This window comes from Streptomyces rubradiris (assembly GCF_016860525.1).
GTDB lineage: Bacteria > Actinomycetota > Actinomycetes > Streptomycetales > Streptomycetaceae > Streptomyces > Streptomyces rubradiris.
In genome coordinates this window covers 559,070-583,587 of sequence record NZ_BNEA01000015.1, presented here as the reverse complement: position 1 = coordinate 583,587, position 24,518 = coordinate 559,070, and the positions used below count along the sequence as shown (strand labels likewise).

The window sequence follows — 24,518 nt, the reverse complement described above, 5'->3', positions numbered from 1 at the left end:
GCCGGTCCGTGGGGGGCCGTCCGGGGAGCGGCGAAAAACGTACGGTTTCAACGCGGCGGGTCCGCTCTGCGCCGGTGACTCGTGTCGCACCAGGGGTAACGGCGGCTGCGCCGACAGGTACACAGAGCGACACGGAACCGGTCCGACCGAACCGTGGTCCCGTCCTCCAGTTCGACTTCCACGGGCCCTTCCATCAGGAGGGGCCCGCGCCGTCGCACGGTGACCCGCCGGGCGGGCGCGGCGGGGGCGCCGGGTTCGCCCGGCGCGCTGTCAGAGGGGTCGTTCGGCACGGATGACCACCAGCTCTTCCTTGTCGTCGGCCGGCCCGAGCAGCCCGCGCCGGCGCAACCAGTCCTCCCGGGAGCGCAGCACCGGGCCGAACGGGACCCGGCGGCGCCGGACCACCTCGGCCTTCAGGCCCGCCGCCCGCAGCAGCTCCAGGGTGCGGTCGGGGCCGCTCAGCGCCGAGTGCACGAGCAGCAGCAGCCCGCCGGGGCGCAGCAGCGCCGGGGCGTCCCGGCAGATCCGGTCCAGCAGCAGCCGGCCGTCGCTCCCCGCGTCCCAGGCCCGGGCCCGGCCGCGCGGCCCGCGCCCGTCCTCCGGCGCTGGCACATAGGGCGGGTTCGCCAGGATCAGGTCGTAGGCGCGGCCCCGGACCGGGGCGAAGAGGTTGCCCCGACGGATGCGCACCGGCAGCCGGCTCAGCCAGGCGTTCAGCCGGGCCGTCCACACCGCCTGCCGGGACACGTCCACCGCGGTCACCTCGGCACCCTGCCGGGCCGCCGCCAGCGCCAGGGCCCCGCTCCCAGTGCCCACGTCCAGCACGCGCGCGCCCGGCGGCGGGGCCTCCTCGCGCAGGGCCTCCGCCAGCATCTCCGTGTCGTCCTGGGGGGCGTACACGCCCGGCAGCAGCAAAAGGTTCACGTAACCCGAATGCCCTTCATTTCAGGATGTATGGGAAATCCGTCGCTCCGGCTCCCGCTGCCCCGTCGTTCCCAGAGGCACCCGCAGGCACGACCGGCCCGCCCGCCAGTCGGTCAGCAGCCGCCGGGCCAGCCGGTCCTCCAGGTACTCGGTCGCGTCGATCCCGAAGGCGACGTCCGGCGCCAGCTCCGGTTCCTCGGCGAGCAGCCCGCCGATCACCTCGTGCCGGACCACCTGCTCGTGCACCGCGTCGGCCTCCACGTGCTCGTCGTAGAAGAACTCCGCCGCCGGGCCGGCCCCGGTGCGGCGCATCGCCTCGGCGAGCCGGCGGGAGGCGGGCGAGGAGGTGATCTCCACCTCGGCGAAGTGGCCCACCAGCGCGCCGCGCAGCTCCCGGTGCAGGCCGAACAGGGACATCAGGTTGACCAGGGCCAGCATCTCGGCCGGGGCCGCGTCCAGATGGCGGCCGTAGGCCGTGTCCAGGCCCAGGTCCGTCATCAGGTCGGCGAACAGCCGCGCGTGCACCCGGTCGGCCCGGCCGCCGCCGAACTCGTCGAACTCCACCGCGGCCATCGCCGCCTTCGCCCGGCCCCACAGCCGCGGCAGCACCCAGGCATGCGGGTCGGCCTCCTTCAGGTGGTACAGCGAGCGCAGCGCCGCGTACTCGCGCAGCTGCCACAGCTCGCCCTCCTTGTGCAGGAAACCGGCGACCCCCGCCCCCTCGGCCGGCTCGACCAGCAGGGCGCCGAGCGCGTCGTCCAGGCTGTCGTGGACCGGGGTGTCGGCGCGCAGCGCGTCCAGGAAGCGGCCCTCCAGCGCGGCCCGCACCCGCAGCAGCTCCGGGTCCCACTCGCGCTCCGCGGGCACCCCGGCGAAACCGCGGTAGTGCAGCTCATAGCACACGTACAGGGCGAGCTGGAGGTCGTCGCCGTACGGGTCCGCCGCCCCGGCGTCGGCGGAGCGGGGGAGCGGGCCCGCGCCGCGCAGGCTCGCGGTCAGCGCGGCGGACAGGGGGCCTCGGGGTCGGGGCAGCCGGGGTTCTCGCGGGTGGTGACTCATGGAACCCGGGTACCCGGCGCGGCGTCGATCAACGGCACGGCTCGGTATCCGGTTCACCGGTCAACGGCACGGCCGCTCGCTACGGGGCCCGCCGGACAGCGACATGGCTCGCTACGGGGTCCGCCGGTCGGCGGCATGGTTCGCTACAGGGTCCGCCGGTCAGCGGCACGGCTTCTTACCTGGCCCGTCGAGCAACGGCTCGGCCGATGTATCGGACGTATCCGGTCCGCCTGCCGACGGCGTGGGCCGTGACCCGGCCCCCGGCCCACGGCCCGCCCGTGAGCAGCCCCGGGGCGCGCCCGCCCGGTCGGCTCACTTCCCTCACTCCCCGTCCGCCTGTTCCTGGGCCCCGGTGTTCGGGGTGATGGCGTCGCCGGCCTGGCCCGAGGCCTTGTCCTCGTCGCGCTTCTCGGCCTGTTCGACCTCCCGGAGCACCTCCTCCAGGGCCGACTCCTGCCGGTCTTCGTGGTCGTCGTGGCCGTTCCCGCCCGGCATGACCTCTCCTTTCCGCCGATGGGGTGATCTCCCTTGCGAGTTACCCGGCGGCGCCGTCCCAAGCGTCCGGCAGTGCGGCACGACGGCCGCTTCCGGGGCCGGGGGAGCCGGGGGGAGGCGGTCCGCTCCGGGCACCGGCCCACGGCCCGGGGGCCTCCGTGCGGGCGGCGGGGACGGTCCTCGCCGTGCGCGGTGTTTCAGGGTGTGGCGCCCTGGATACACCCCGAGGGTTCGGCCCCCACAGTTCGCGAGCCCGTACGCCGTCGCAGTGAGGTCGTCACATGTCCCATGCCCCGTCTCCCGCAGGACCGTCGAACGGCACCCGGCCGGCCCCGGCCCCGGCCCACGAGCAGCGCGCGGCCCCGCCGCCCGGCGGCCGGCCCGGCCGGGGCGGTGCCGCCCTGGTGACGGGCGCCTCCTCCGGCATCGGCGCGGCCGTGGCCCGCCGGCTGGCCGCCCAGGGCGGCTGGCGGCTGGCGCTGAACGGCCGCGACATCACCCGACTGGAGCAGGTGGCCGCCCAGTCCGGCGCGGTCGCGCTGCCCGGGGACCTCTCCCGGCCCGGCGCCGACCGCGCACTCGCCGAGCTCGCCGTGGAGCGCCTCGGACGGCTCGACCTGCTGGTGGCGGGCGCCGGTGTCGGCTGGGCCGGCGACTTCACCGGCATGCCCGCCGCCCGCATCGACGAGATCGTGGGCGTCGACCTGCTGGCCACCGTCCGCCTGGTGCGCGCCCTGCTGCCACCCATGGTCGCCGCCGGAACGGGCCGTGTCGTGCTCATCGGCTCCCTGGCCGGCAGCGTGGGCGTGCGCGGCGAGGCCGTCTACTCCGCGGCGAAGGCCGCCCTCGGCACCTTCGCCGACTCCCTGCGCTACGAACTGCGCGGCACCGGGGTCGGCGTCAGCCACGTCGTCCCCGGCGTGGTCGACACCCCCTTCTTCGACCGGCGGGGCATCCCCTACACCCGGTCCTGGCCCCGGCCAGTGCCCGCCGAGCGGGTCGCGGACGCGGTCTGCGCCGCCGTACGGCACGGCAGGGACGAGGTGTACGTCCCCGGGTGGCTGCGGCTGCCCGTCCTGGTGCGCGGCGCCGCGCCCGGACTCTACCGGCGGCTCGCCGCCCGCTTCGGGTGAGCGGCCATGACCGCGGTCACGGTGCTGCTCGCCCTGCTCGCGGCCCTGGCCAACGCGTCCGCCTCGGTGCTCCAGCGCCGGGCCGCCGTACAGGAGACGGACCAGGGCGGCGGGCCCGGGCTGTCCATCCTGCGCCGGCTCCCCCAACTGCTGCGGCGCCGCAGCTGGCTGGCCGGGGCCGGCATGCTGCTGCTGTCCAGCCTGCTCCAGGCCGGGGCGCTGGCCACGGGCAGCCTGTCCCTGGTCCAGCCCCTGCTCGCCGCCGAGCTGCTGTTCACCCTGGCGGTCGGCAGCGTCGTCTTCCGCCGCCGCCCCGACGCCCGGACCTGGCTGGCGTTCGTCGCCCTGGCCGGCGGACTGGCCCTGTTCCTGCTGGCCGCCGCGCCGACCGCCGGGCGGGACATCGCGCGGCCCGGGGCCTGGCTGCTGGGCGGCGGCGGAGTGCTCGGCGCCGTCGTGCTGCTCTGGCTGGCCGCCCGCCCGGCCCCGGGCGCCTCCCGGGCCACCCTGCTCGGCCTGGCCTCGGCGCTGTGCTTCGCCACCACGGCCGCGCTGCTGAAGGAGGCCGTGGGCCGGCTGGCGGACGGGCCCGCGGCGATGTTCGGGCACTGGTCGCTGTACGCCACGGGCGCCGCCGGACTGGTCGCCTTCGTGCTCCTCCAGGGCGCGCTCGCCGCCGGACCGCTGACGGCCTCCCAGCCCGCCCTCACCCTCGGCGACGCGCTCGGCAGTGTCGTCCTCGGCTGGGTGCTGTTCGCCGAGACGATCCACCTGGGCCTGCGCATGCTGCCGGAGGCCGTCGGGGTCGCCCTGATCGGCGCGGGCAGCATCGGCCTCGCCCACGCCCCGTCCGTGGGCGGGCAGTGGGACACCGGCGGCCCGGCGTCGTCCCCCGGCTCCACTACCGCTGTTCCCCGCACACCGAGGAGGTAGGTCCACCGATGTTCCCCGTGTCCGGACGCTCCTGGCGGACGGCCGCCGCCCTGCTGCCGGCCGGCGCCGCCGCGGCCCACATCGTCCCGGCGGCGAGCTGGCTGCCGGGACTGCGGCCGTTGCTCCTCCCTGGTCTCGCCGGCACCGGCCACGTCCGGCACATCGCGCTCACCTTCGACGACGGACCCGATCCGCGGTCGACCCCGCGGTTCCTCGACGCGCTGGACCGGCTCGGGGTGCGGGCCACCTTCTTCGTGGTCGGCGAGCACGCGGTGCGCCATCCCGGGCTGGTCCGCGAGACCGTGCGGCGCGGGCACGAGCTGGGGGTGCACGGCTGGCGCCACGACCGGCCCTGGCGGCCCGCGTTCGCCCGCGACGCCGAGGAGGTGGCCCGGACCGTCCGCGTCGTCCACGACCTCACCGGGCGGCGCCCGCACTGGTACCGCCCGCCCTACGGCATCCTCACCACCGGCCGCTGGCTGGCCGCCCGGCGGGCCGGGCTGCGCACGGTGCTGTGGTCGGCGTGGGGCAGGGACTGGACGGCCGACGCCACACCGGGGTCCGTCCGGGCCAGGGTCGCCGCGGACCTGCGCGGCGGCGGCACCGTGCTGCTGCACGACGCCGACCGGTACTCGGCCCCCGGCTGCTGGCACGCCGCGCTGGGTGCCCTCCCGGCCATCGTGGCGGACTGCCGGGAGGCGGGCCTGACGGTGGGTCCCCTCCGCGACCACGACACGGCCCCGGCCGCACCCCGGCCCGCCGAACCGGAGCGCGTGGCCGGGGGGTGACCGTGCCGGTGCGGTGGCGTGGACGCGTACCGGCGGGAGCGGCCCCGCCCGTGGCGCGGCGGCGGGGCCGCTGCGCCGGGGCGGGCGGCTGGCGGGGGAGTGTGCGGATGTCTGGGTGGGGGTTCTGCCGCAGGGAAGTGTGGCTGCCGTGGCGGGGGTTCTGCCGCAGGGAAGTGTGTGCGCGGGGCCGGGGGGCGGCCCCGCGCTCGCCGCGTGCCGGTGCGATGAGTGCGCCGGGTGCCGTGCCGGGGTGCGGCGCCGGGGCGTCTTCAGCGTCTCTCAGGAGGCCGCCGGTGTGCGCGGCACCGCCCGTCTCACAGGTCCCTCAGGCTCTCCAGCGCGTCCCCCCGGAACAGCGCGTGCCCCCGGGCCACCCGGGCGGCGCGTTCGGGCGTGTTCTCCCCGAGGCCGTCCAGGGCCTTCAGGAGCGTGGGACCGTCGGGGGCGAGGGCGCACAGGCCGAGGTCGGCCATCCGGCGGACGCCCTCCGCGCCGTGGCCGGGCAGCGGGCGGTGGGCGACCACCGGCAGGCCCGCCGCGAGCGCCTGCACGGCCGTCTGGCCGGCCGCGTTGTCCACCAGGGCGTGACCCGCCACCAGCAGCCCGGGCATGTCGTCGACCCAGCCCAGGGCCAGCGCGGCCGGCTCCCGGGACATCCGGGCGTACAGCCGCTCGTTGCGGCCGCACAGCACCACCGGCAGCCAGCCGGCCCCGGCCAGGAGCCGGGCGGTGGCGGCCGGCCGCGACGCCGCGCCCCACGCGCCGGCGGACAGCAGCACCGGGGGCCGGCCGGGCGCCCGCGCGGCGAACCGCTCCCGCCACCGGGCCGCGCCGGGGGCCGGAGCACGGAAGGCCGGGGCGACCACCGGGCCGGTGGTGACCACGGGCGCGCCGAGCGCCCGGCGCACCTGCGCCGCCGCCGTGTCCGTCAGGCACAGATACCGGTCGTTGCCCGGGTGCAGCCACTGCCGGTGCACCGCGAAGTCCAGCAGGAACACGGCGCTGGGCACGCGCAGCGCCCCCCGGGCCCGCAGGTGCCCGGTGAGCTGCGCGGCCAGATGGAAGACGGACACCACCACGTCGGCGCGCAGCCGGTCCACCAGGTCCGTCAGCCGGTCCCCGGCGAGCCGGGCCAGCGGCACCCCGCTGGGCCGCGGGCCGCGTCCCTCGCGCAGGAACGCGCCGTAGATCCCGGCGTACACCCAGGGCAGATGGCGCACCGACGCCTGGTAGCCGCGGCGCAGCCCGGTGCCCAGGCCGTGGGGCAGCAGCCGCAGCACGTCGACCATCTCGGCCCGCTCGCCCCGGGCCACGGCCCGGCGCGCGAGTTCGGCGGCCACGGTGTCGTGACCGGCTCCCATGCTCGCGCTGAGGATCAGGGTCCGCCGCCGGCCGTCCGGCGTGGCGTGGTCGGTGCTTCGCACGGATTGACGTTTCTCCGCGGTGGCGGTGCCCAAACCGCCCGCCGGTCGGCCGGGTCACCCGTGCGCACCACCCCGCAGGGCCGGTGCCCGCCCTGCGGCTGCGAGCCGCCCGGCACGTGCCAGGCTGGGGACATCGGTACGACGGCGGGTCGGCGGCGAGCACGGGAGGAGCCGTGAGGCGGTTGCGGCGCGGCCTGCACCGCGCGTGGCGGTGGCTGCGGGTCCGGGCCCTGTTCGAGCACGGGCGGGAACTGGAGCTGATGCACCGGGCCATGGGGTTCGCCACCCTCGCCCTGGTGACGCTGGCGCCGCTGCTGATCGTGGTCGCCGCGGCCGACCCCCTGGTGCGCGGCGGCTTCGCCTCCTGGCTCACCGACGGCATGGGCCTGTCCGGCCGGTCCGCGCGCGCGGTCACCGACGTCATCAGCCCGCCGCGCAAGGTCATCGGCACCACCAGCGTCCTCAGCGGCGTCCTGCTCGCCGTCTTCGGCGTGGCCTTCGGCGGCAGCGTGCAGAACGCCTACGAACGGATCTGGGGCCTGGCGTCCGGCCCCTGGCACCGGGTGTGGCGGCAGGCGACCTGGCTGGTGGTGCTGACCGCGTACCTCTACCAGGAGGCGGCGACGAAGACGACGCTGCACGGCGGGCAGCGGATCACCCTGTCCACGGTGAGCGGCGCGCTGTTCTTCTGGTGGGGACAGCGCTTCCTGCTGGGCGGCCAGGTCCGCTGGCGGGCGCTGCTGCCGGGCGCGGTGGCCACCGTCATCGGCCTGATCGGCCTGCGGGCCTTCTCCTACCTGGTGTTCACCCCGCTCATCGTCACCAACGCCCTCAGCTACGGCGCCGTCGGCACCGTCCTCGTCGTGGAGTCATGGCTGATCGGCGTCGGCTTCGTCATCTACGGCGGAGCCCTGTTCGGCCGCTGGTTCACCGAACACCACTGGATGCCCTCCCACCACGAGCCGGAGTGGACGGACGGGACCGACGAGCGGGAGGGGTCTTAGGCGGCCGAGGGACCTCGTGGCACAGAGCGGACGGCGGCGTCCGGCGCGGCCGGAACGCCGTCGAAGCCGTTGGCGTCATCGCCGCTGTTCCCGTGTCTTCCCGCTCCCGGGTGCCGGACGGGCTGCCGGTCGTGGTCATCCGGCGGGCCGGTAATAGGCCGCCACGGGGTCGCGCGCCTCGTCGTGGAGGGCCGGACCGTCGTGCGGCACCGTCGGCCAGGCGCCCGACGGCGGGTTGAGCGCGACGAGTTGCTCGGTCGACAGGGCGTAGACGACCCGGCCGATGCCGGAGCGGATGATGCCTCCGTCGCACATGCCGCACGGCTGGCAGCTGGTGTACAGGGTGGTACGGGCGGCCGTGTCCGGGTCGAGTTCGCGGGCCGCCCAGCGGGCGAGCTTCAGTTCCGGGTGGGCGGTGATGTCGTCGTCCCGCCGGACCGTGTTGTGGGCTTCCGCGAGCACGGTGCCGTCCGGTCCGGCCAGCAGGGAACCGTACGGCGCGTCGCCCAGGGTGACCGCGTGGGCGGCGATGCCGATGGCACGCCGCAGAAGGGCCTCGTCGGCCGAGGTGATCATGATCGAGTGCTCCAGTGGGTGGCCACGGTGGTGAGTGCCCGCCATGCCGCGTCGGGCCGGCGAGTCGCTTCCGGGTCTCCGTGGTAGGGGTCGAGTACGACGGTGTCCGCGCCCAGCAGGCGCAGCTGGTCGAGATCGTCGAGGATCTGTTCGACGGTGCCGACGCCGGCGAGCCGGTCGGAGGCGTCGACCGGTGCGCTGGTGACGCGCAGGGCGATGCGCGGCGCGAACCCCGGCAGCGCGTGCCGTTCCAGGACCGCGCGCATGTGGGGCAGGGAGAGCCGCAGCGGGTGCCAGGCGTCACCGAACTTCACGGCGCGCCGCAGGGCCGCCTCGCTGTGGCCGCCGACCCAGAGCGGAACGTCGCCCTCCGGGCGCCCGGCGTCCCTGGCCTCCCGGAGAACGCCGAGACATTCGTCCGTGAGCCGGCCACGCGCGGTGAACGGCACGCCCAGCGCCTCGAATTCCTGCCGGGCCCAGCCGACACCCGCCCCGAGGACGAAGCGACCGCCGCTGAGCTGGTGGAGGTTGGCGGCCATGCGGGCCACCAGCAGGGGATGCCGGTACGGCAGGATGAGCACGGTCGTGCCCAGCCGCACCGTGGTGGTGAGACCGGCCAGCCACGACAGGGTGGTGAACGGCTCGTAGAAGGGTTCCGGGTACCGCACGGCCACGTCCGGTGTGACCGCCACATGGTCCGACACCATGAGGGTGCCGAAGCCGAGGTCCTCCGCGAGCCGCGCCCATTCACGCAGGATGCCGGGATCGGTCCCCGGGCCGAAATTCGGTACGTTGACGCCGAGTTGCATGGCCCGAGGCTATCCCGGTGATCATGGCGTACGGAATGGAAACCTCCCTGCGTAACCGCTGTTTCTCCGTGATTTTGCTGGTACTTTCGCCGCATGGCCGGGAAACTTGATCATGTCGACTGGGCGATCATCGAGCAGCTGCAACGGGAGGCCCGCATCTCCCTCAGCGAACTGGGCCGCCGTGTGAACCTCAGCCCGTCGGCCACCACCGAACGCGTCCGCAATCTGGAGGCCCTGGGCGTCATCACGGGCTACCGCGCCGAGATCGACCTGGCCAAGGTCGGCTACCCCGTCCTCGCCGTCGTCCGCCTCAAATATCCGGGCAACCGCCACGAACCGCTGCGCCGCCTCCTCGCCGAACGCCGCGAGATCCTGGAGTGCCTGCGCACCACCGGCAACGACTGCTACACCCTGAAGGTGGCCGCGACCTCCATGGAACACCTGGAGGTCCTCATGGACGAACTCGCCGGCTTCGGCAGCACCACCACGAGCGTCGTCTACAGCCAGACCCTCCCCTACCGCGGCCCCATCGCCCCGGACTGACCACCGGCCCGCCCCCCGATCGTGGCCGCACCAGCGCTCGTCCGGGGCCCTGCTCCCGCGCTCCCCGTCTCTCTCCCCCCGCCCGACACCTTGTGCCGCTCAGGCGAGCTGCCGGCGCACCAGTTCGTGCAGGCGGCCCCCGGTGTCCGCGAGGAGTTCGGACGGAGTGCCCTGCTGGACGATCTTGCCCTCCTCCATCACGATCACCCGGTCGGCGTCCAGGACGGTCGACAGCCGGTGGGCGATCACGATCCGGGTGGCGTTCAGCTTGCGGGTGCTGTCGATGACGACGCGCTGGGTGTCGTTGTCCAGGGCGCTGGTCGCCTCGTCGAGGAACAGGATCCGCGGCCGCCGGATCAGGGCCTGGGCGATCATCAGGCGCTGCCGCTGCCCGCCGGAGATCGCGCCATTGCCCGCCACGATGGTGTGCAGCCCCATCGGCATCCGCTGGATGTCCTCCGCGAGGCCCGCGAGCTCGGCCGCCGCCATCACCTCCTCCGGCGTGTACGGCTCCGCGCCGCAGATGACGTCCATGATCGAGCCGGAGAACGGCTGCGCGTGCTGGAGGACGACCCCGCACTGGCGGCGCACCGCGGACTGGTCCAGCGCCGCCAGGTCCTGGCCGTCGTACAGGACGCTGCCGGAGACCGGCCGGTCGAAGCCGATGAGCAGCCGCAGCAGCGTGGACTTGCCGCAGCCGCTCGGGCCGACGACCGCCACGAACTCGCCGGGCCGTACGGCGAAGGACACGTCGTCCAGGACCAGCGGGCCGTCGTCGGCGTACCGGAAGGACAGCCGGCGGGCCTCCAGCGCGCCCGACAGCGGACCCGGACGGGTGCTGGAGGCCCGGACCTCGGGCCGGGCCTGAAGCACCGGCTTGATCTCCTCGAACAGCGGCAGCGCCGCCACCGACGACACGAACGCGCCGGTCAGCTGGGTGACCGAGGTCAGCAGCATGGTCACCGACGTGTTGAAGGCGAGGAAGTCCGCCGCCGACATCGAGCCCTTGGCCGGGCCCGCCAGCAGCATGAACATCAGCAGGGTGCAGACGGGGAGGTAGACCGCGCCCAGGACCGTGGTCAGGTTCTTGATCCGGCCGACCTTCTGCTGGAGTTCCCGGCCGCGCGCGAACTCGCGGGCCCACGCCGCGTAGGCGTAGTTCTCGGCCGCCGCCACCCGCAGCTTGGGCAGCCCGCGCAGGGTCTGGAACGCCTGGTTGTTGAGCTTGTTGCCGAGCACCACCAGCCGCCGCTGCCAGCGCACCTGCCACAGCCCGAGCCCCGCGAACACCGCAGCGACCACGAGCAGCATCCCGACCGCCGCGAGCGCCATCGGCACGCTGTACCACAGCAGCAGCCCCAGGTTCATCGCGCCGACCGTCACCGACTGGGCGACGACCGGGCCGACGCCCGCCAGCAGCCGGCGGATCGCGCTGATGCCCATCGCCGCACTGGCCAGCTCACCGGTCGAACGCCGGGTGAAGAACCGGGTGGGCAGCCGCAGCAGCCTGTCCCACACGGCCGGTTGCAGCGCCGCCTCGATACGGCCCTCCAGGCGCAGGATGGACAGGTTCTCCAGCAGCGTGAACGCCGCCGCGACCACCCCGCTCACCATCACCGCCAGGCACACCCGGCCGATCAGCCCCTCCTCGGCCCTCGGCACGTACTCGCCGAGCACCTTGCCGGTCGCGATCGGCACCAGCGCGCCGACGGCCACCGTCACCAGCCCCGCGAGCAGCAGGTTCAGCAGGTCGCCGCGGGTCCCGCGGAGACTGAACCGCAGCAGCCCGAGCGGGGAGAGCGGTTTGTCGGGCAGCGGCCGGTAGAACATCACCGCCCGCGGCTCGAACTCCCCGGCGTTGTCCTTGCCGACCGGGGTCTCGCGGCCGGTGCCCGGGTGCACGGCGACATAGCCGCCGCGCCGCCACAGCAACGCCACCGGGGCCCCGGACAGCGCCCGGTGGCCGACCAGCGGGCCCGCGTTCTCCCGCCACCAGCGCCCCTCCAGGCGCACCGCGCGGGTGCGCACCCGGGAGGCCAGCGCGACCCGCTCCACCGGGTCCAGCCGCTCGCTCGCGGTGCCGCTCCGCCCGGGCTCGGCGAGCGCGATCCCGGCCGCCGCGGCGACCAGCTCGCAGGCCGCGTAGGTGGCGTCCGCGTCGGCGGCCGTCGGGTGGCGGGCCGAGCGCTTGCCGATCGCGGCCAGCAACGTCCGGTCGGCCTGCGCGCGCACCGCCTCGCCGGCCCTGATCCCGGCGGCCGTCCGCGTCTCGTGCGCCTGCTCCAGCTGCTCGATCCACCGGTCCAGCGCGGTCAGCAGCCGGTACTGCTGGTCCACCATGCTCTGCCACAGCGCCGGGTCCATCAGCAGATCGGCCGCGGCCTCGGCGCCGTACAGCGAGCCGTACTGCACACTGCCCGGCGGCACCTGCATCCAGAACACGTCGTCGTCGGCCGGCGCGGCGGCGCGTTCGTCCGCCAACGGCGCCTGGAACAGCACGGACAGGCCCCGGCCGACGCCCAGCGCGACCGCGTACTCCAGCGGGCTGGAGGCCGGCGGCACGTACTGCGGGGTGCCGTACTCGTCGTAGGACCAGGTCTGGGTGCCGGCCGGCTGGTACAGCTCGCGCAGGCCGACGCGGTGCACCACACAGTCCCGGACCGGGCGGGCCACCAGGGTGTGCCGGGGCCCGGTGACCGGGCCGAGCAGCAGCGTGCCCGCCTCCAGCCGGCCCAGGTGGTGCCAGTGGCCCTGCTCGGCGGCGTCCACCGCGAACAGGTCCAGCGCGCCGGCCGCGACCAGCCACACCACCTGCGGGCCTTCCAGGTCCAGGCGGCCGAGGCCGGCGCAGTCCAGCCGGGTGCCCAGCGACCCGAGCGCCCCGAGGACGAGGTCGCCTTCCTGTACGGACGTCATCTCACCGCTCCCTGACCAGCGCCGCGTACGCGCCGCCGCGCGCCACCAGCTCCTCGTGCCGCCCGCGTTCCACGACCGTGCCGTGCTCCAGGACGACGATCTCGTCGCTGTCGCGGACCGTGCTCAGCCGGTGCGCGATCACCACACAGGCGCAGCCGCGCCGGCGCAGGTTGTCCATCACCACCAGCTCGGTCTCCGCGTCCAGTGCGCTGGTCACCTCGTCCAGCACCAGGATGCTCGGCCGGCGCACCAGCGCCCGCGCGATCTCCAGGCGCTGGCGCTGCCCGCCGGAGAAGTTCCGGCCGTCCTGCTCGACCCGGCTGTGGATGCCCCCGGGCCGGCGCATCACCACGTCGTACAGCGCCGCGTCCGTCAGTGCCTCCACCACGGCCTCGTCGGGGATCGACGGGTCCCACAGGGCCACGTTGTCGCGGACCGAACCCTCGAACAGGAAGACGTCCTGGTCCACGAAGGACACGGAGGCGGCGAGCGCGCCGCGCGGGATGTCCTCCAGCCGGCGGCCGTCGATGCGGATCACCCCGTCCCACGGCGTGTACAGGCCCGAGATCAGCCGGGAGACCGTGGACTTGCCGCTGCCCGAGCCGCCGACCAGCGCGACCTGCTGCCCGGGGCCGACGGTCAGGTCGAAGCCGGTCAGCAGTGGCTTGTCGAGCGGGCTGTAGCCGAAGGTGATGTTCTCCAGCTCGACGTGGCCGTGCAGCCGCCGGGCCGAGTCGCCGCCGGGGCGGGCGTAGAGCGGGTCGGTCCGGAAGTTCTCCACGTCCTTCAGCCGGGCCACGTCGGCCGCGAAGTCCTGGATGCGGCCCGCCACGCCGTTGAGCCGGGTCAGCGGCGCGGTGAAGCGGGCGACCAGCGCCTGGAAGGCGACCAGCAGCCCGACCGAGATGTGCCCCTCCACCGCGCGCAGCCCGCCGATCCACAGGATGAGCGCGCTGTTGAAGGTGGCGAGCGTCGGCGCGACCACGCCCAGCCAGGCGCTCGGCACACCGAGCCGCTGCTGCTCCTCCAGCGTGGTGGCGTGCTGCCCGGCCCACTTGCGGAAGTAGCCGTCCTCGCCGCCGGTCGCCTTCAGCGTCTCGATCAGCTGAAGTCCGGTGTACGAGGTGGTGGTGAGCCGTGCGGTGTCCGCGCGCAGCTTCGCCGTACGGGTCGCGCGCAGCCGTACGACGAGCCTCATGGCCACCACGTTCAGCAGCGCCACCGCGATGCCGACGAAGGTCAGCTGCGGGTCGTAGGTGTACAGCAGGACCGCGTACAGCACGACCACGATCGCGTCCACGCCGGCCGCCGCGAGGTCGCGGGCCAGGGTCTCGGCTACCTGGTCGTTGGACTGCAGGCGCTGCACCAGGTCGGCGGGGGAGCGCTGGGCGAAGAAGGTCACCGGCAGCCGCAGCAGATGGCGCAGGAACCGGGCGCTGGAGAGGGTTGAGGAGATGATCCGGCCGTGCAGCAGGTTGGCCTGCTGCAGCCAGGTCAGCACCAGCGTGAGCAGCACACAGGCGGCCATCGAGGTGAACAGCACGCCCAGCAGCGAGGTCTGCCCGCCGATGAGGAACGTGTCGATGTAGGTGCGGCTGAGCGCGGGCACGGCCGCGCCGACCGCGACCAGCAGCAGACTGGCCAGCACCGCCGCCGGGAGGGTGCCGGCGGTGCCGCGCAGCCGGGCCGGCATCGCGCCGAGCACCCCGGAGCGGCGCCCGCCCCGGGCGAAGCCCTCGCCGGGCTCCAGCACCAGCACGACCCCGGTGAAGCTGCCGTCGAACTCCTCCATGGGCACGAAACGGCGGCCCTTGGCGGGGTCGTTGACGTACACCCCGCGCCGGCCGAGGCGGCGGCCCATGCCGTCGTAGACGACGTAGTGGTTGAACTCCCAGAAGAGGATGGCCGGGGCCCGTACCTCGGCGAGGGCGGCCAGGTCCATCTGCATGCCCTTGGCGGTCAGCCCGTAACCGCGGGCCGCCTTCAGCAGGTTGGAGGCGCGGGAGCCGTCGCGGGAGACACCGCAGGCGATGCGCAGCTCCTCCAGCGGGACGTGCCGGCCGTAGTGGGCGAGGACCATCGCGAGGGAGGCGGCGCCGCACTCGACGGCCTCCATCTGCAGCACGGTGGGCGTACGGGTCCTGCCGGTACGGGACTTGGGGGCCGGCCGCTTGGCGGGGGCCGCCCGTCTGCGGCCACGGGTTTCCTGGGCGGTGGTCACGGGAGCAGCCAATCGACGGGGTGCTGGTCGGCGAGGTGGACGGAGCCGGTGGCGAGGGTCATGGACTCCAGCCGGAACGGCGGTCCGCCGGCGCTGGACCAGCGGTAACCGCTCTTGGTGGCGGGCGACTCGGCGAGCTCCACCAGGACGGCGACCGGGCGGCCCTCGCGGGTGAACTGCTCGCCGAGCTGGCTGTCGCCGAGGTACGCGGCGATCGACCGGGCGGACTGCGCGCCGCGGTCCACCGACTTCACGGTGCCGCGCAGCACGCCGTAGCGCTGTGCCGGGACCGAGGAGACGGTCAACTCGACAGAGGCGTGCGGCGGGATGGCGGCGGCGTTCTCGGCGGGCACGTACACGGTCGCGTACAGCGGGTCGGAGGCGTGCGCGACCTTCTCGACGGCGGCGACGTCGGCGCCCGTCCGGATGATCTGCCCGATGGACGCGGCGAGGGTGGTGACGCGGCCGGCGGCGACCGTCCGCACCACCGTTTCGCCTTGTTCGGTGCGGACCTTGAGGACGGGCGCGTTCGCGGGGAGCCGTTCGCCCTGCCGGGCGAGGACGGCCGTCACCTGCCCGGCCACCGGGCTCTGGAGCACATAACTGCCCTGTCCGTGGGTGAGAATGGCGGGCGCGCTCACCGTGGCGGCCACCGAGCCGGTCACCGCCCACACGGAGGCGGCGGCCATGACGACGACGGTGACGCCGAGCGCGAGCCAGCCCTGCGGACGGGCCAGCCGCACCGGAAGGTCCAGCTCCTCCGGCGACTGGAGCTTGGCGAGGGCCTGTTGGCGGAACTGCACGGAACTTCCCTCACCTGTGGGTAAGACGCATGAGGTGACGCATGGGGTGACGCGTCCGGTGCCCAACGTCCGAGAGTCCCGGAGCCGAGGGACGGCTCCGGGACTTCGGGTGACACCGGGGTGTGATCAGAGACCGGCGACCAGGCCGTTGATCGGGGCGGTGTTCAGGCCGGTGACACCCTCGACGGTGCCGACGACCGTGTTGACCAGACCGGTCACGCCGGGGGCGATCTCGTTCACGGTGCCCAGGGTGCTGTTGAGGGTGTTCACGGACAGACCGCCGGAGACGTTGTCCAGCTCGGCGTCCGAGATCTCGACGGTCTCGACCTGGGGGGTGGAGTTCATGATGGAACTTCCCTTCGTATGGATGACTTCACAAGGGGGGAGCGGCCCCCTCTGGGGACAGACGGACGGCCGCGACCGCGGGCGCCGGGCACCCGGTTCCGGGGGCCCGCCGGACCCCGGCGGTGCGATGGATCAAAGCACGCACGCGGGGCGCTCTTCCAATCAATCAGGGCTCTCACCTGGGAACTTGGCTCCCGACGGGGTTCATCCGTGCAGGTGTGCGCACGTCGTGTCGGCGACTCCTTCACATGCCGCACGGCATCGACGCGACGGGCGCCTTGCGGGCCGGAACGCGAATCCGGCACTCCTCGCCAAAGGCGTGTCGCGGGGTGCGCGGTTGTGCAGAAGCCCGGGGGCCGGTGAGGCGCCTGGGTAATGGATGTGCAGATTCCCTGAAGGGGGGCTTCCGCTTGATGTCGAAAGCTGATCGTTACCGATAAGTAACTGACAGTAATCGACCGTGGGTTGTTGGCTGGTGGCCGGCTCACCGCCCCACCACGGCCGTGCGGAACCGGGATTGAACACACCGCGCCGCCGGTGCGTACCTACGACCGTCCAGGCGCCGCGACACCCACCCCGGTCCGCACGGCCCGCGAGCGGCGGGCTCCCCCTCCCAGGAGGTCGACAAAGTTGAGTCACCAGCGAATGCCCCGGCGCAAGGCGGCGATGGCGGCGGCCGGTGTCGCGGCACTCGGCGCGGCGGCGTTCCTGCTGCCCCGCGCGAGCGCCTCGCAGGAAGCGGGGGACGACGGCCGGGCGCCGGGCGCCACCGGCGCCGCGAGGACCCTGCGGGCCACGGACGCGCCGGACCTCGACGCCCGGTTGCGCAGGCTCCTCGGCGACGCCTTCGCCGGCTCCTACTACGACAGCGGCCGGCAGCGGCTCGTCGTCAACGTGGCCGGCGGCGACGGCGACGTCATCGGCCAGGCGAAGAAGTCCGGCGCGGTCGTCCGGCAGGTGGCCAACAGCGCCGCCGAACTCAGGGCCGCCACCCGGACGCTGAGGGCGGAGGCGGCCATCCCGGGCACCTCCTGGGCCGTCGACCCGCACACCGGCAAGATCCTCGTCACCGCCGACTCCACGGTGACGGGCGCCCGGTGGGACAGGCTCCGGTCGGCCGTGCGCGGGCTCGGGTCCGGCACGGCGACCCTGCAGAAGTCCGCCGGCACCTTCAGGCCGTTCGCCTCGGGCGGCGACGCCCTCTTCTCCCGGGCCCAGGGCGGCAGCGTGCGCTGCTCCCTCGGCTTCAACGTCACCGCCGCCGACGGCACCCCCGCCTTCCTGACGGCCGGTCACTGCGGGGTCGCCGCCGGGGAGTGGTCTGACACGGAGACCGGCGAGCCCACGGCGACCGTCGACCGGGCGACCTTCCCCGGCCAGGGCGACTTCTCCCTCGTCACGTACGACGACCCGGGCACCCGGGCGCCCAGCGAGGTCGACATCGGCGACGGCCGGACCGTGCCCATCGGCCGGGCCGCCGAGGCCACCGTCGGCCAGGCCGTGTTGCGCATGGGCTCCACCACCGGGCTGCACGACGGCCGGGTGACCGGGCTGGACGCCACCGTCAACTTCCGGAGCGAGACCGACCCCGGCGGCGTGGACACCGTCACCGGCCTGATCCAGACGGACGTGTGCGCCGAGCCGGGCGACAGCGGCGGGCCCCTGTTCACCCAGGACGGCGGCGCCCTCGGCCTCACCTCCGGCGGCAGCGGCGACTGCACCGGCGGCGGCGAGACCTTCTTCCAGCCGGTCACCACCGCCCTCCGGGCCACCGGGGCGACCCTGGGCGGGGGCGGGACGGGCGACCAGGCGGGTACGGGTGATCAGTCCGGTGCCGGTTCTGACTCCGGTTCCGGTTCCGGCGCCGATTCCCCCTCCGATTCCGGAGCTTCCCCTTCCGGTTCCGGTGCCAATTCCCCTTCCGGTTCCGGTGACGAGGCCGGCGCGGGTGCCGGTGGTGACCCGGCCGGCGGGGACGGTGACTCGTCGGCGCCCTCCGGCGCCTCCCGTTCCGGCGCGGCGGACGACGGATGGCCGGCCCTCACCGGTAAGCGCTGAGCGGACCGGAGCCCCCTCGGACTCCCCGGCCGGCCCCCCTCGGTTCCAGCCGGCGGGGAGCGGTCCGGCCCTCCTGCGGGAGGGCCGGACCCGGACCGTCGGAGCGCAGGGCCGGACCCGGACCGTCGGAGCGCAGACCGGGCCCGGCCCCGGGATCTGTGGGCTGGACCTCGTCGTCCGGTGGGAGCGGCGGACGGCCGGTCCCACCGACGCCCGGCCGGGCCCCGGCCCGGCGTTCAGCCGTCGTCGCGGGCCCGGAGCAGCAGCACCGCCACGTCGTCCACCCGTTCCCGCGCCGCCACGCTGTGCCGGACCACCTCGTCCACCAGGCGCTCCAGCGGCTGGTCGCCCGCGTCCGCGAGCAGTGCGCCGAGGTCCGCCAGCGCGTCCTCGATGTCGACGCCCCGGGACTCCACCAGCCCGTCGGTGTACAGCGCGAGGAGCGAGCCCGGCGCCAGGGACACCTCGGTCGTGGGATACACCGCCGAGGCGTCGATGCCCAGCAGCGGACCCCCGGCCAGGTCCAGCACCCGTACCTTCCCGTCCGGCCGGCGCAGCAGCGGCGGCGGATGGCCCGCCCGCGCCATCACGGCCCGCCCCTGCGCCGGGTCCAGCCGCAGATACAGACAGCTGGCGAACAGCTCGGCGCCGAGCTCGATCAGCAGCCGGTTGGTGCTGCTGATCACCTCGTGCGGCGCCTGTCCCACCGCGGTGTACGCCCGTACGCCGGTGCGGAGCTGCCCCATCAGGCCCGCCGCGGTCACGTTGTGCCCCTGGACGTCCCCGATCACCGCCGCCGCCAGCGGCCGGGCCGGCACCAGGTCGTAGAAGTCGCCGCCGATCTCCATGCCGTGGGTGGCGGGCAGATAGCGGGCCGCCGCCTCGATGCCGGGCAGCGGCGCCAGCGAGTGCGGCAGCAGCGCCTGCTGGAGGCCGTGCGCCAGGCTGTGCTTCGCGTCGTAGAGCCGCGCCCGCTCCAGGGCCTGCGCGATCAGCCCGCCGAGCGAGGTCAGCACCGCCCGCTCGTCGGCGGGGAACACATGCGGCTCGGCGTACGCCAGCACACATGTGCCCACCGGCCGGCCGGACGCGATCAGCGGCAGGTACGCCCAGGCCGCGAAGCCGTCCGGGGTCTCGTGCCGGCTCGGATACAGCCGCTCCAGGTGCGCCCGGGAGTCGAAGAACGCCGGCACGCCCGTGCTGAGCACCTGTGTCCCCGGGGTGCGCTCGGCCAGCGGCAGCCCGTCGAACCGCTCCACGATGTGCGGGTCCCGGTAGCCGCGGTGCCCGAGCACATGCAGCCGCCCGCCCTGCGAACCGAGGATCGCCATCGCCTGGCTGCCGACGGCGGGGGCCACCTCGTCCCAGACCAGCTGCACCACGTCCCGCACCCCCACCGCCTCGGTCAGCGCGCCCGCCAGGCTCAGCACCTGGGAGATCGTCATCAGCCGGGACGGGCCCGGGCCGGTCTGCCGGGCCCCGTGCGGGGGCTCCGTCACCGAGTGGGCCCGGCTGACGCGCACGCTCAGCCCGGTGGTGCTCGGGTACAGCCGGAACCACAGCCAGTCCCCGGGCGGGCGCAGCGCCACGAACGACGCCATCTGCTGGCTGATCAGCGCCGCCCGGTAGCGGTCCTCGTACATCGGGTCGTTCAGCCAGGGCACCGAAGCCCACAGCGATGTGCCCAGCAGCTCCCCGGCCGGCCGGCCGAGCAGTTCGGCGGCGGCCGGGTTCACGAAGCCGATCCGGCCGTGCAGATCCAGTGACATCAGCCCGTACGGCAGCCGGGACACCAGTCGGACCGCCTCGACCGAGCCCAGCGTCTCCGCCACCGTCGCGGCCCCGGCCACCGAGGACGCCTGCATGTCCTCCTCCGGGCCGGGCGCCCGGGACCAGGGCGCCGACCGTTCCAGCCGCAGCGCCAGCCGCTCGCAGGCCGCCCACAGACGGTCGCGTTCGGCGCCGGTCAGCTCCGGCGGACGCCCGCCGGGCCAGGTCACGAACACCGCCCCGTACACCCGCCGCTCCGTCGCCACGGGCAGCGCGGCCAGCGCGAACGGATACGGCAGCACCACCGCGATGCGCGGGTAGCTGCGGGCCATCTCCTCCTCGCCGCCCACCCACACCAGGCGCCGTTCGCACACCGCGTCCACCACCGGCAGCGGGGCGCTCAGCCCCACCCGCTCCCACGGCGCCGCGAACGCCCGGGGCATGCCCGCGTGCACGGCCATCTCCAGGACCGGTTCGTCGGGGCGGAGCAGATACACCGCGCCGGAGTGCGCGTGGACCTCGTGCATCATCGACACCAGGGCGAGCGACAGCACCGGCCGGGCGGCCGTCTCCCCGTCGGCCGCCGGTGCCGGTTCCGGCCCCGGCCCGTCGGACACGCCGACCACCTCCTCCGGCCGCGTGCCGTGTCCAGGGCACAAGACTCCCTCGGGGCGGCGCCCGGCGCACGGCGAACGGTCCCGGCGCCCCGGTGCGGCCGGCGCGCGGCGCGGCGCACCGTAACCCTGTCAGACCGCTGCGTGCGCCGCCGTCCTGCGCGCGGGTTACAGGGCGCACGGACGGGCGCGCGGTGCGCCTTTGGTGCGGGGACAGCTTCTATGCGCCCCCCTGCCACACCAGGACGACCGGAACCGTAGGCGTGCGTGCGGGCCGGTGGATTCCGGATCCCGCGGCGGCAGGGCGCCGGGGCGACGGGGTGCGGGGCGGGCCGGACGTGTGGGTGGCGGGGCCAGGTCGCCCACGGCGTGTCGCTCGCCGTCCGCGTGGCGGGCCCAGCGTGTCCGGTGGCTGAATCGTCACCACAGGTCAGGCGAGGTTCGGCCAACCCGTTGTACCGGCCGGTAGGGCACCGGCCCGGGCGCCCCGCGAACGGGAGGCGGCACCTCAGGCGTCCCCCTGGCATCTTTTTTCCCGCGCCCGGTTTGCCGGTGAGCCGCCGGGGCACACGCGGGGGCGACGATCAGGCCGCGGCCTCCGCGGGCGCGAGGGGCTCCGTCAAATGCCCCGACGATGACGCAAAAGCACCTGCACAGTACTCTCCGTTCAACTTCAGGGGGTTGCTTGCGCGTGACGCACCGTGAAGACTGTGGCCGAGTTCCCTCGAAACGAAGGTGTCCCGGGGTGTGCACCATGCCCATCACGGGGTGGCGTCCGCGCAACACGGGAGGGCGGGCGCCCAGAACGCGTCATCTCGCACCTCGTTTCGAACGGCCGGGGCTGGGGGCCCGCTGTCGTACAGGAGCCGGGAGGGTCCCGCGTGATCGCTGCGCGGGAGGTATCGCCGAGGGGATGGGTTATGTCGGGTTGGCGCGCCGCACGACCGTGCTCGCCGCGGGGCCGTGGCCGGCCGCGCGGTCGCCGCGTCCTGTATCGCACGTGTTGAGGGCCATGGGGCCGCCCCTGCGTCGGACGGGCGGCGACTGACCGCCCCGCCGCGCACCACCGAGGCCGCGCGGGCCACGCGCTGCCTCCGGACCGGTGTCCGGAAAGCGCCGGCACAGCCGTGTCCGGAACCGCTCGCGCCCCGGGCGGCCGGGGCCCCGACAGCCCCGGTGTGTGACTCCCGCGTGCCCGCACGCGCCACCCGCTAGCAAGGAGACAAGGTGATCAGCAAGCAACCGACGGGCGAGCGCCTTCTGTTGGAGGAGTTGCCCGACCGCTGGCGGCGCTTACGCGAGGCCGGGCCGGTGCGGTACGACGAGACACAGGGCGTCTGGCAGGTGCTGGACCACGAGTCGGTCGCCACCGTGCTCGCCGACCCGGCGACGTACTCCTCGGACCTGTCCGCCCTCACCCCCACCCAGCCCGACTTCGAGACCTTCCGGCAGGGCAACTTCGTCGGCATGGACCCGCCGGCACACCGCAGACTGCGCACCCTGGTGAGCCAGGCGTTCACCCCCCGGGTCGTCCAGGGACTCGGACCCCGGATCGAGGCCGTCTGCGCCCGGCTGCTGGACGCCGTGGCCGACCGCGACCGGTTCGACCTGGTCGACACGCTGGCCTACCCGCTGCCGATCATCGTCATCGCCGAACTGCTCGGCGTCCCGGCCGGGGAACACCGGCTCTTCCAGGAGTGGGCGGCCGTGCTGTTCGGCGGCGACCAGCTCGGCGAGGCGCCCGACATGGCCGACCTGGAGCGGGCGCTGGAAGCCATCGCCCCCACGGTGCGCGAGATGAACGGCTACATGCTGGAGCACATCCGTGCCCGCCGCGCCGACCCCGGCGACGACCTCACCAGCAGACTCATCGCCGCCGAGGTGGACGGCGTGCGCCTGCGGGACGAGGAGATGGTCGGCTTCGTGGCGCTGCTGCTGGTCGCCGGGCACATCACCACCACCGCGCTGCTCGGCAACGCCGTCGTCGCCTTCGACCGCCACCCCGGCACGGACGCCGCGCTGCGCGCCGACCCCGCGCGCGTCCCGGCCGCCGTCGAGGAGGTGCTGCGCTGGCTGCCGCCCTTCCCGGAGCTGGGCCGCCGGGTCACCCGGCCCGTGGTCCTCGGCGGCCGTGAACTCCCGGCCGACACCCTGCTGATGGCCCATCTGGGCGCCGCCAACCGGGACCCCGCCCGGTTCGCCGCGCCCGACGTCTTCGACGTGACCCGGAGCCCCAATCCCCATCTCACCTTCGGGCACGGCATCCACTTCTGTTTCGGCGCACCCCTGGCCCGGCTGGAGGCACGGATCGCCCTGCGCATGTTGCATGAACGATTCCGCATGCTGGTGATCCCCTCCTACGAGGACATCGCCTACCAGAACCCGGCCGTCATCGTCGGCGTACGACAGCTCCCCGTCGAGGTCGGCAGACCCTAGCCCCGGCGCGTGCAGCGCCCTCCGGCCGGCCCCCGCACCGCTCGTCACGGGCCGGACCGGCACGCCCGCACCAAGACCCATCCAACGGAGTCCCCTTCTCATGCCGTACACCATCCCCGCCGCTCCGGCCGCCTCCCGGACACCGTCCCCCTCGCCCCGGGAGTCGCGGGAACCGCACCGGGAGTTGCAGGACCGTCTCGACGCCCTCGCCCGGACCCACCGGGTGCCCGGAGCCCAACTGGCCCTGGACACCGGCACCGACGTGATCGCCGTACACACCGGCACGGCCGACGTCACGACCGGCAGCCCCTTCACCGCGGACACCGCCGTCCCGCTGGGCTCGCTCACCAAACCCTTCACCGCCGCGCTCGTCCTGCTCCTGGCCGACGACGGCGACCTCGACCTGGACGAACCCGCCGCCGGCCTGCTTCCCGAACTGGCCGCGATACCCGAGGTGACGATACGTCACCTTCTCGCCCACACCGGCGGGTTGCCCACCGGGCCCGATTCGGACACCGCCGCCACGACCACCGCCGCCCGCTATCTCGCGGCCGTCTGCACCGACCGCGACCTGCTGTTCCCGCCCGGCACCGGCTTCTCCTACTCCAACGCCGGCTACGTCGCCGCCGGACGGCTGGTGGAGACGACCACCGGCATGCCGTGGCCCGAGGCGGTCCGGGCGCTGCTCCTCGAACCCCTCGGCATCCGGCCCGCGTTCACCGGCGACACCGCGCCCGCCCGCTCCGTGGCCGCCGGACATGCCGTCAACACCGCGACCGGGCAGGCCCGTCCGGCCCGGCAGAACCTGGCACCACTGGAGGCACCGGCCGGCGCGCTGCTCGCGAGCGCCCTGGACCTGGTCGCGTTCGGCAACGCGCTCACCGGCCGCTCGGACCTGCTGCCGCCCGCCGTCGCCAAGGAGATGCGCCGGCCCGAGAGCGCCGCCCGCCCCGGGACGCTGGCCGACGGCTGGGGCCCCGGACTGGCCCTGTACCGGCGGGACGACCGGATCTGGTGCGGCCACGACGGCAACGCCCAGGGCACGTCCTGCCATCTGCGGGCGGACCCGGAGAGCGGGGTCGTGGTCGCCTTCACCGGCAACTCCGGGTCCGCGACCGCGCTGTGGCGCGACCTCGCCGAGGAGGTGACCCGGCTCACCGGCATCCCGGTGCCGGCCGGCCCGCACACCGCGGACCGGGGGCACGCCGTGGACCGGGGGCGGCCCGTCGACCTGCCCGGCTGCGCGGGCACGTACCGCAACGGCACCACGACCTACCGCGTCGCACCCGGTCCCGACGGCGCGCCGGCCCTCTCCGTGGACGGGGACCTGCCCCTCCCGCTGGTCTGTTACGCCGACCTGACCTGCGATCTGCGCGATCCGGCCACCGGGCGGCTCGAACCCGGCGGACGGTTCCACCGCGATCCGGCCACCGGCCGGATCGACCGGGTACAGATCTCCGGACGCACGGCACGCCGGACCGACGACGGCTGAGACGGGGCGCCGCCGGTGCCGGTGCCGGTGCTGGTGCCGGTGTCAACCGGTAGCGGTGCCGTGCCGGTTCGAGTCCGGCTCCGGGGCTGTGCCGGTCGCGGTTTCGAGTCCTGGTTCCGGTTCCGGTTCGAGTCCCGCTTCGGTCGCGCTGGTGTGGCCGGTTCGCGGGGACGGC

20 protein-coding genes are annotated in these 24,518 nt (G+C 74.7%); 8 read left to right on the top strand and 12 right to left on the bottom strand.

What is annotated here, in order from left to right:
• Nucleotides 1-47: 47 nt before the first annotated feature.
• The 4 genes from Srubr_RS40755 to Srubr_RS15835 form a co-directional block, all read right to left on the bottom strand.
• Nucleotides 48-290, bottom strand: coding sequence for a CDGSH iron-sulfur domain-containing protein (locus tag Srubr_RS40755; RefSeq protein ID WP_229926383.1), 243 nt, complete (start codon nt 288-290; stop codon nt 48-50).
• On the bottom strand, nt 271-924 hold the full coding sequence (locus Srubr_RS15845) for a HemK2/MTQ2 family protein methyltransferase (RefSeq protein ID WP_268257557.1): 654 nt from the start codon (nt 922-924) through the stop codon (nt 271-273). Before Srubr_RS15845 ends, Srubr_RS40755 begins: the two co-directional genes overlap by 20 nt.
• A gap of 21 nt (nt 925-945) precedes the next feature.
• Complete coding sequence (locus Srubr_RS15840; protein WP_189988963.1) at nt 946-1,983, bottom strand: iron-containing redox enzyme family protein; 1,038 nt, start codon at nt 1,981-1,983, stop codon at nt 946-948.
• 321 nt (nt 1,984-2,304) lie between these two features.
• A complete protein-coding gene (locus Srubr_RS15835; RefSeq protein ID WP_167345730.1) occupies nt 2,305-2,478 on the bottom strand; it encodes a hypothetical protein in 174 nt (57 codons plus the stop codon).
• 281 nt (nt 2,479-2,759) lie between these two features.
• Between Srubr_RS15835 and Srubr_RS15830 the strand changes: the two genes are divergently transcribed.
• From Srubr_RS15830 to Srubr_RS15820, 3 genes are read left to right on the top strand one after another with little or no spacing between them, the layout of a single operon-like run.
• Nucleotides 2,760-3,611, top strand: a complete 852-nt coding sequence (locus tag Srubr_RS15830) for an SDR family NAD(P)-dependent oxidoreductase (protein WP_189988961.1) — start codon at nt 2,760-2,762, stop codon at nt 3,609-3,611.
• A gap of 6 nt (nt 3,612-3,617) precedes the next feature.
• A complete protein-coding gene (locus Srubr_RS15825) occupies nt 3,618-4,544 on the top strand; it encodes a DMT family transporter (protein WP_189988959.1) in 927 nt (308 codons plus the stop codon).
• A gap of 8 nt (nt 4,545-4,552) precedes the next feature.
• Entirely contained in the window at nt 4,553-5,332 is a 780-nt protein-coding gene (locus tag Srubr_RS15820) for a polysaccharide deacetylase family protein (RefSeq protein WP_189988957.1), read from the top strand.
• A gap of 314 nt (nt 5,333-5,646) precedes the next feature.
• On the opposite strand, the gene Srubr_RS15815 is transcribed toward Srubr_RS15820, so the two are convergent.
• A complete protein-coding gene (locus Srubr_RS15815; RefSeq protein ID WP_189989780.1) occupies nt 5,647-6,693 on the bottom strand; it encodes an MGDG synthase family glycosyltransferase in 1,047 nt (348 codons plus the stop codon).
• A gap of 236 nt (nt 6,694-6,929) precedes the next feature.
• On the opposite strand from Srubr_RS15815, the gene Srubr_RS15810 reads away from it, so the two are divergent.
• A complete protein-coding gene (locus tag Srubr_RS15810) occupies nt 6,930-7,760 on the top strand; it encodes a ribonuclease BN (RefSeq protein WP_189988955.1) in 831 nt (276 codons plus the stop codon).
• Between the two features lie 135 nt (nt 7,761-7,895).
• Here the strand turns inward: Srubr_RS15810 and Srubr_RS15805 are convergent, their stop codons facing one another.
• A complete protein-coding gene (locus Srubr_RS15805; RefSeq protein ID WP_189988953.1) occupies nt 7,896-8,336 on the bottom strand; it encodes a nucleoside deaminase in 441 nt (146 codons plus the stop codon).
• On the bottom strand, nt 8,333-9,145 hold the full coding sequence (locus Srubr_RS15800) for an LLM class flavin-dependent oxidoreductase (protein WP_189988951.1): 813 nt from the start codon (nt 9,143-9,145) through the stop codon (nt 8,333-8,335). The genes Srubr_RS15805 and Srubr_RS15800 overlap by 4 nt, the downstream gene beginning before the upstream one ends.
• A 93-nt stretch (nt 9,146-9,238) precedes the next feature.
• Between Srubr_RS15800 and Srubr_RS15795 the strand changes: the two genes are divergently transcribed.
• Entirely contained in the window at nt 9,239-9,688 is a 450-nt protein-coding gene (locus Srubr_RS15795) for an Lrp/AsnC family transcriptional regulator (protein ID WP_189988948.1), read from the top strand.
• A 99-nt stretch (nt 9,689-9,787) separates the two neighbouring features.
• Here the strand turns inward: Srubr_RS15795 and Srubr_RS15790 are convergent, their stop codons facing one another.
• From Srubr_RS15790 to Srubr_RS15775, 4 genes are all read right to left on the bottom strand, one after another.
• Nucleotides 9,788-12,604 carry an NHLP bacteriocin export ABC transporter permease/ATPase subunit gene (locus Srubr_RS15790; RefSeq protein WP_189988946.1) on the bottom strand — a complete coding sequence of 939 codons (2,817 nt, stop codon included), beginning with the start codon at nt 12,602-12,604 and terminating at the stop codon, nt 9,788-9,790.
• A gap of 1 nt (nt 12,605) precedes the next feature.
• Entirely contained in the window at nt 12,606-14,825 is a 2,220-nt protein-coding gene (locus Srubr_RS15785; RefSeq protein WP_189988944.1) for an NHLP family bacteriocin export ABC transporter peptidase/permease/ATPase subunit, read from the bottom strand.
• Nucleotides 14,822-15,628, bottom strand: coding sequence for an HlyD family efflux transporter periplasmic adaptor subunit (locus Srubr_RS15780; protein ID WP_189988942.1), 807 nt, complete (start codon nt 15,626-15,628; stop codon nt 14,822-14,824). Before Srubr_RS15780 ends, Srubr_RS15785 begins: the two co-directional genes overlap by 4 nt.
• A 126-nt stretch (nt 15,629-15,754) precedes the next feature.
• Complete coding sequence (locus Srubr_RS15775; RefSeq protein WP_030607508.1) at nt 15,755-15,973, bottom strand: hypothetical protein; 219 nt, start codon at nt 15,971-15,973, stop codon at nt 15,755-15,757.
• Nucleotides 15,974-16,603: 630 nt separating this feature from the next.
• Between Srubr_RS15775 and Srubr_RS15770 the strand changes: the two genes are divergently transcribed.
• On the top strand, nt 16,604-18,031 hold the full coding sequence (locus Srubr_RS15770) for a S1 family peptidase (protein WP_229926382.1): 1,428 nt from the start codon (nt 16,604-16,606) through the stop codon (nt 18,029-18,031).
• Between the two features lie 236 nt (nt 18,032-18,267).
• Here Srubr_RS15770 and Srubr_RS15765 read toward each other — a convergent pair whose 3' ends face one another.
• The gene (locus Srubr_RS15765; RefSeq protein ID WP_189989776.1) at nt 18,268-20,427 is read right to left on the bottom strand and encodes a SpoIIE family protein phosphatase; all 2,160 of its coding nucleotides are present in this window, start codon (nt 20,425-20,427) and stop codon (nt 18,268-18,270) included.
• A 1,215-nt stretch (nt 20,428-21,642) separates the two neighbouring features.
• Between Srubr_RS15765 and Srubr_RS15760 the strand changes: the two genes are divergently transcribed.
• Nucleotides 21,643-22,851, top strand: a complete 1,209-nt coding sequence (locus Srubr_RS15760; protein ID WP_189988940.1) for a cytochrome P450 — start codon at nt 21,643-21,645, stop codon at nt 22,849-22,851.
• A gap of 100 nt (nt 22,852-22,951) precedes the next feature.
• Entirely contained in the window at nt 22,952-24,343 is a 1,392-nt protein-coding gene (locus Srubr_RS15755; RefSeq protein WP_189988938.1) for a serine hydrolase domain-containing protein, read from the top strand.
• Nucleotides 24,344-24,518 lie beyond the last annotated feature (175 nt).

Excerpts from the sequence above, each read along its gene's own strand:
- Srubr_RS15825 (WP_189988959.1), top strand. The coding sequence starts at position 3,618 with ATGACCGCGGTCACGGTGCTGCTCGCCCTGCTCGCGGCCCTGGCCAAC.
- Srubr_RS15820 (WP_189988957.1), top strand. The coding sequence starts at position 4,553 with ATGTTCCCCGTGTCCGGACGCTCCTGGCGGACGGCCGCCGCCCTGCTG.
- Srubr_RS15755 (WP_189988938.1), top strand. The coding sequence starts at position 22,952 with ATGCCGTACACCATCCCCGCCGCTCCGGCCGCCTCCCGGACACCGTCC.
- Srubr_RS15805 (WP_189988953.1), bottom strand. The coding sequence starts at position 8,336 with ATGATCACCTCGGCCGACGAGGCCCTTCTGCGGCGTGCCATCGGCATC.
- Srubr_RS15835 (WP_167345730.1), bottom strand. The coding sequence starts at position 2,478 with ATGCCGGGCGGGAACGGCCACGACGACCACGAAGACCGGCAGGAGTCG.
- Srubr_RS15795 (WP_189988948.1), top strand. The coding sequence starts at position 9,239 with ATGGCCGGGAAACTTGATCATGTCGACTGGGCGATCATCGAGCAGCTG.
- Srubr_RS15815 (WP_189989780.1), bottom strand. The coding sequence starts at position 6,693 with ATGGGAGCCGGTCACGACACCGTGGCCGCCGAACTCGCGCGCCGGGCC.
- Srubr_RS15840 (WP_189988963.1), bottom strand. The coding sequence starts at position 1,983 with ATGAGTCACCACCCGCGAGAACCCCGGCTGCCCCGACCCCGAGGCCCC.
- Srubr_RS15800 (WP_189988951.1), bottom strand. The coding sequence starts at position 9,145 with ATGCAACTCGGCGTCAACGTACCGAATTTCGGCCCGGGGACCGATCCC.
- Srubr_RS15830 (WP_189988961.1), top strand. The coding sequence starts at position 2,760 with ATGTCCCATGCCCCGTCTCCCGCAGGACCGTCGAACGGCACCCGGCCG.
- Srubr_RS15775 (WP_030607508.1), bottom strand. The coding sequence starts at position 15,973 with ATGAACTCCACCCCCCAGGTCGAGACCGTCGAGATCTCGGACGCCGAG.
- Srubr_RS15790 (WP_189988946.1), bottom strand. The coding sequence starts at position 12,604 with ATGACGTCCGTACAGGAAGGCGACCTCGTCCTCGGGGCGCTCGGGTCG.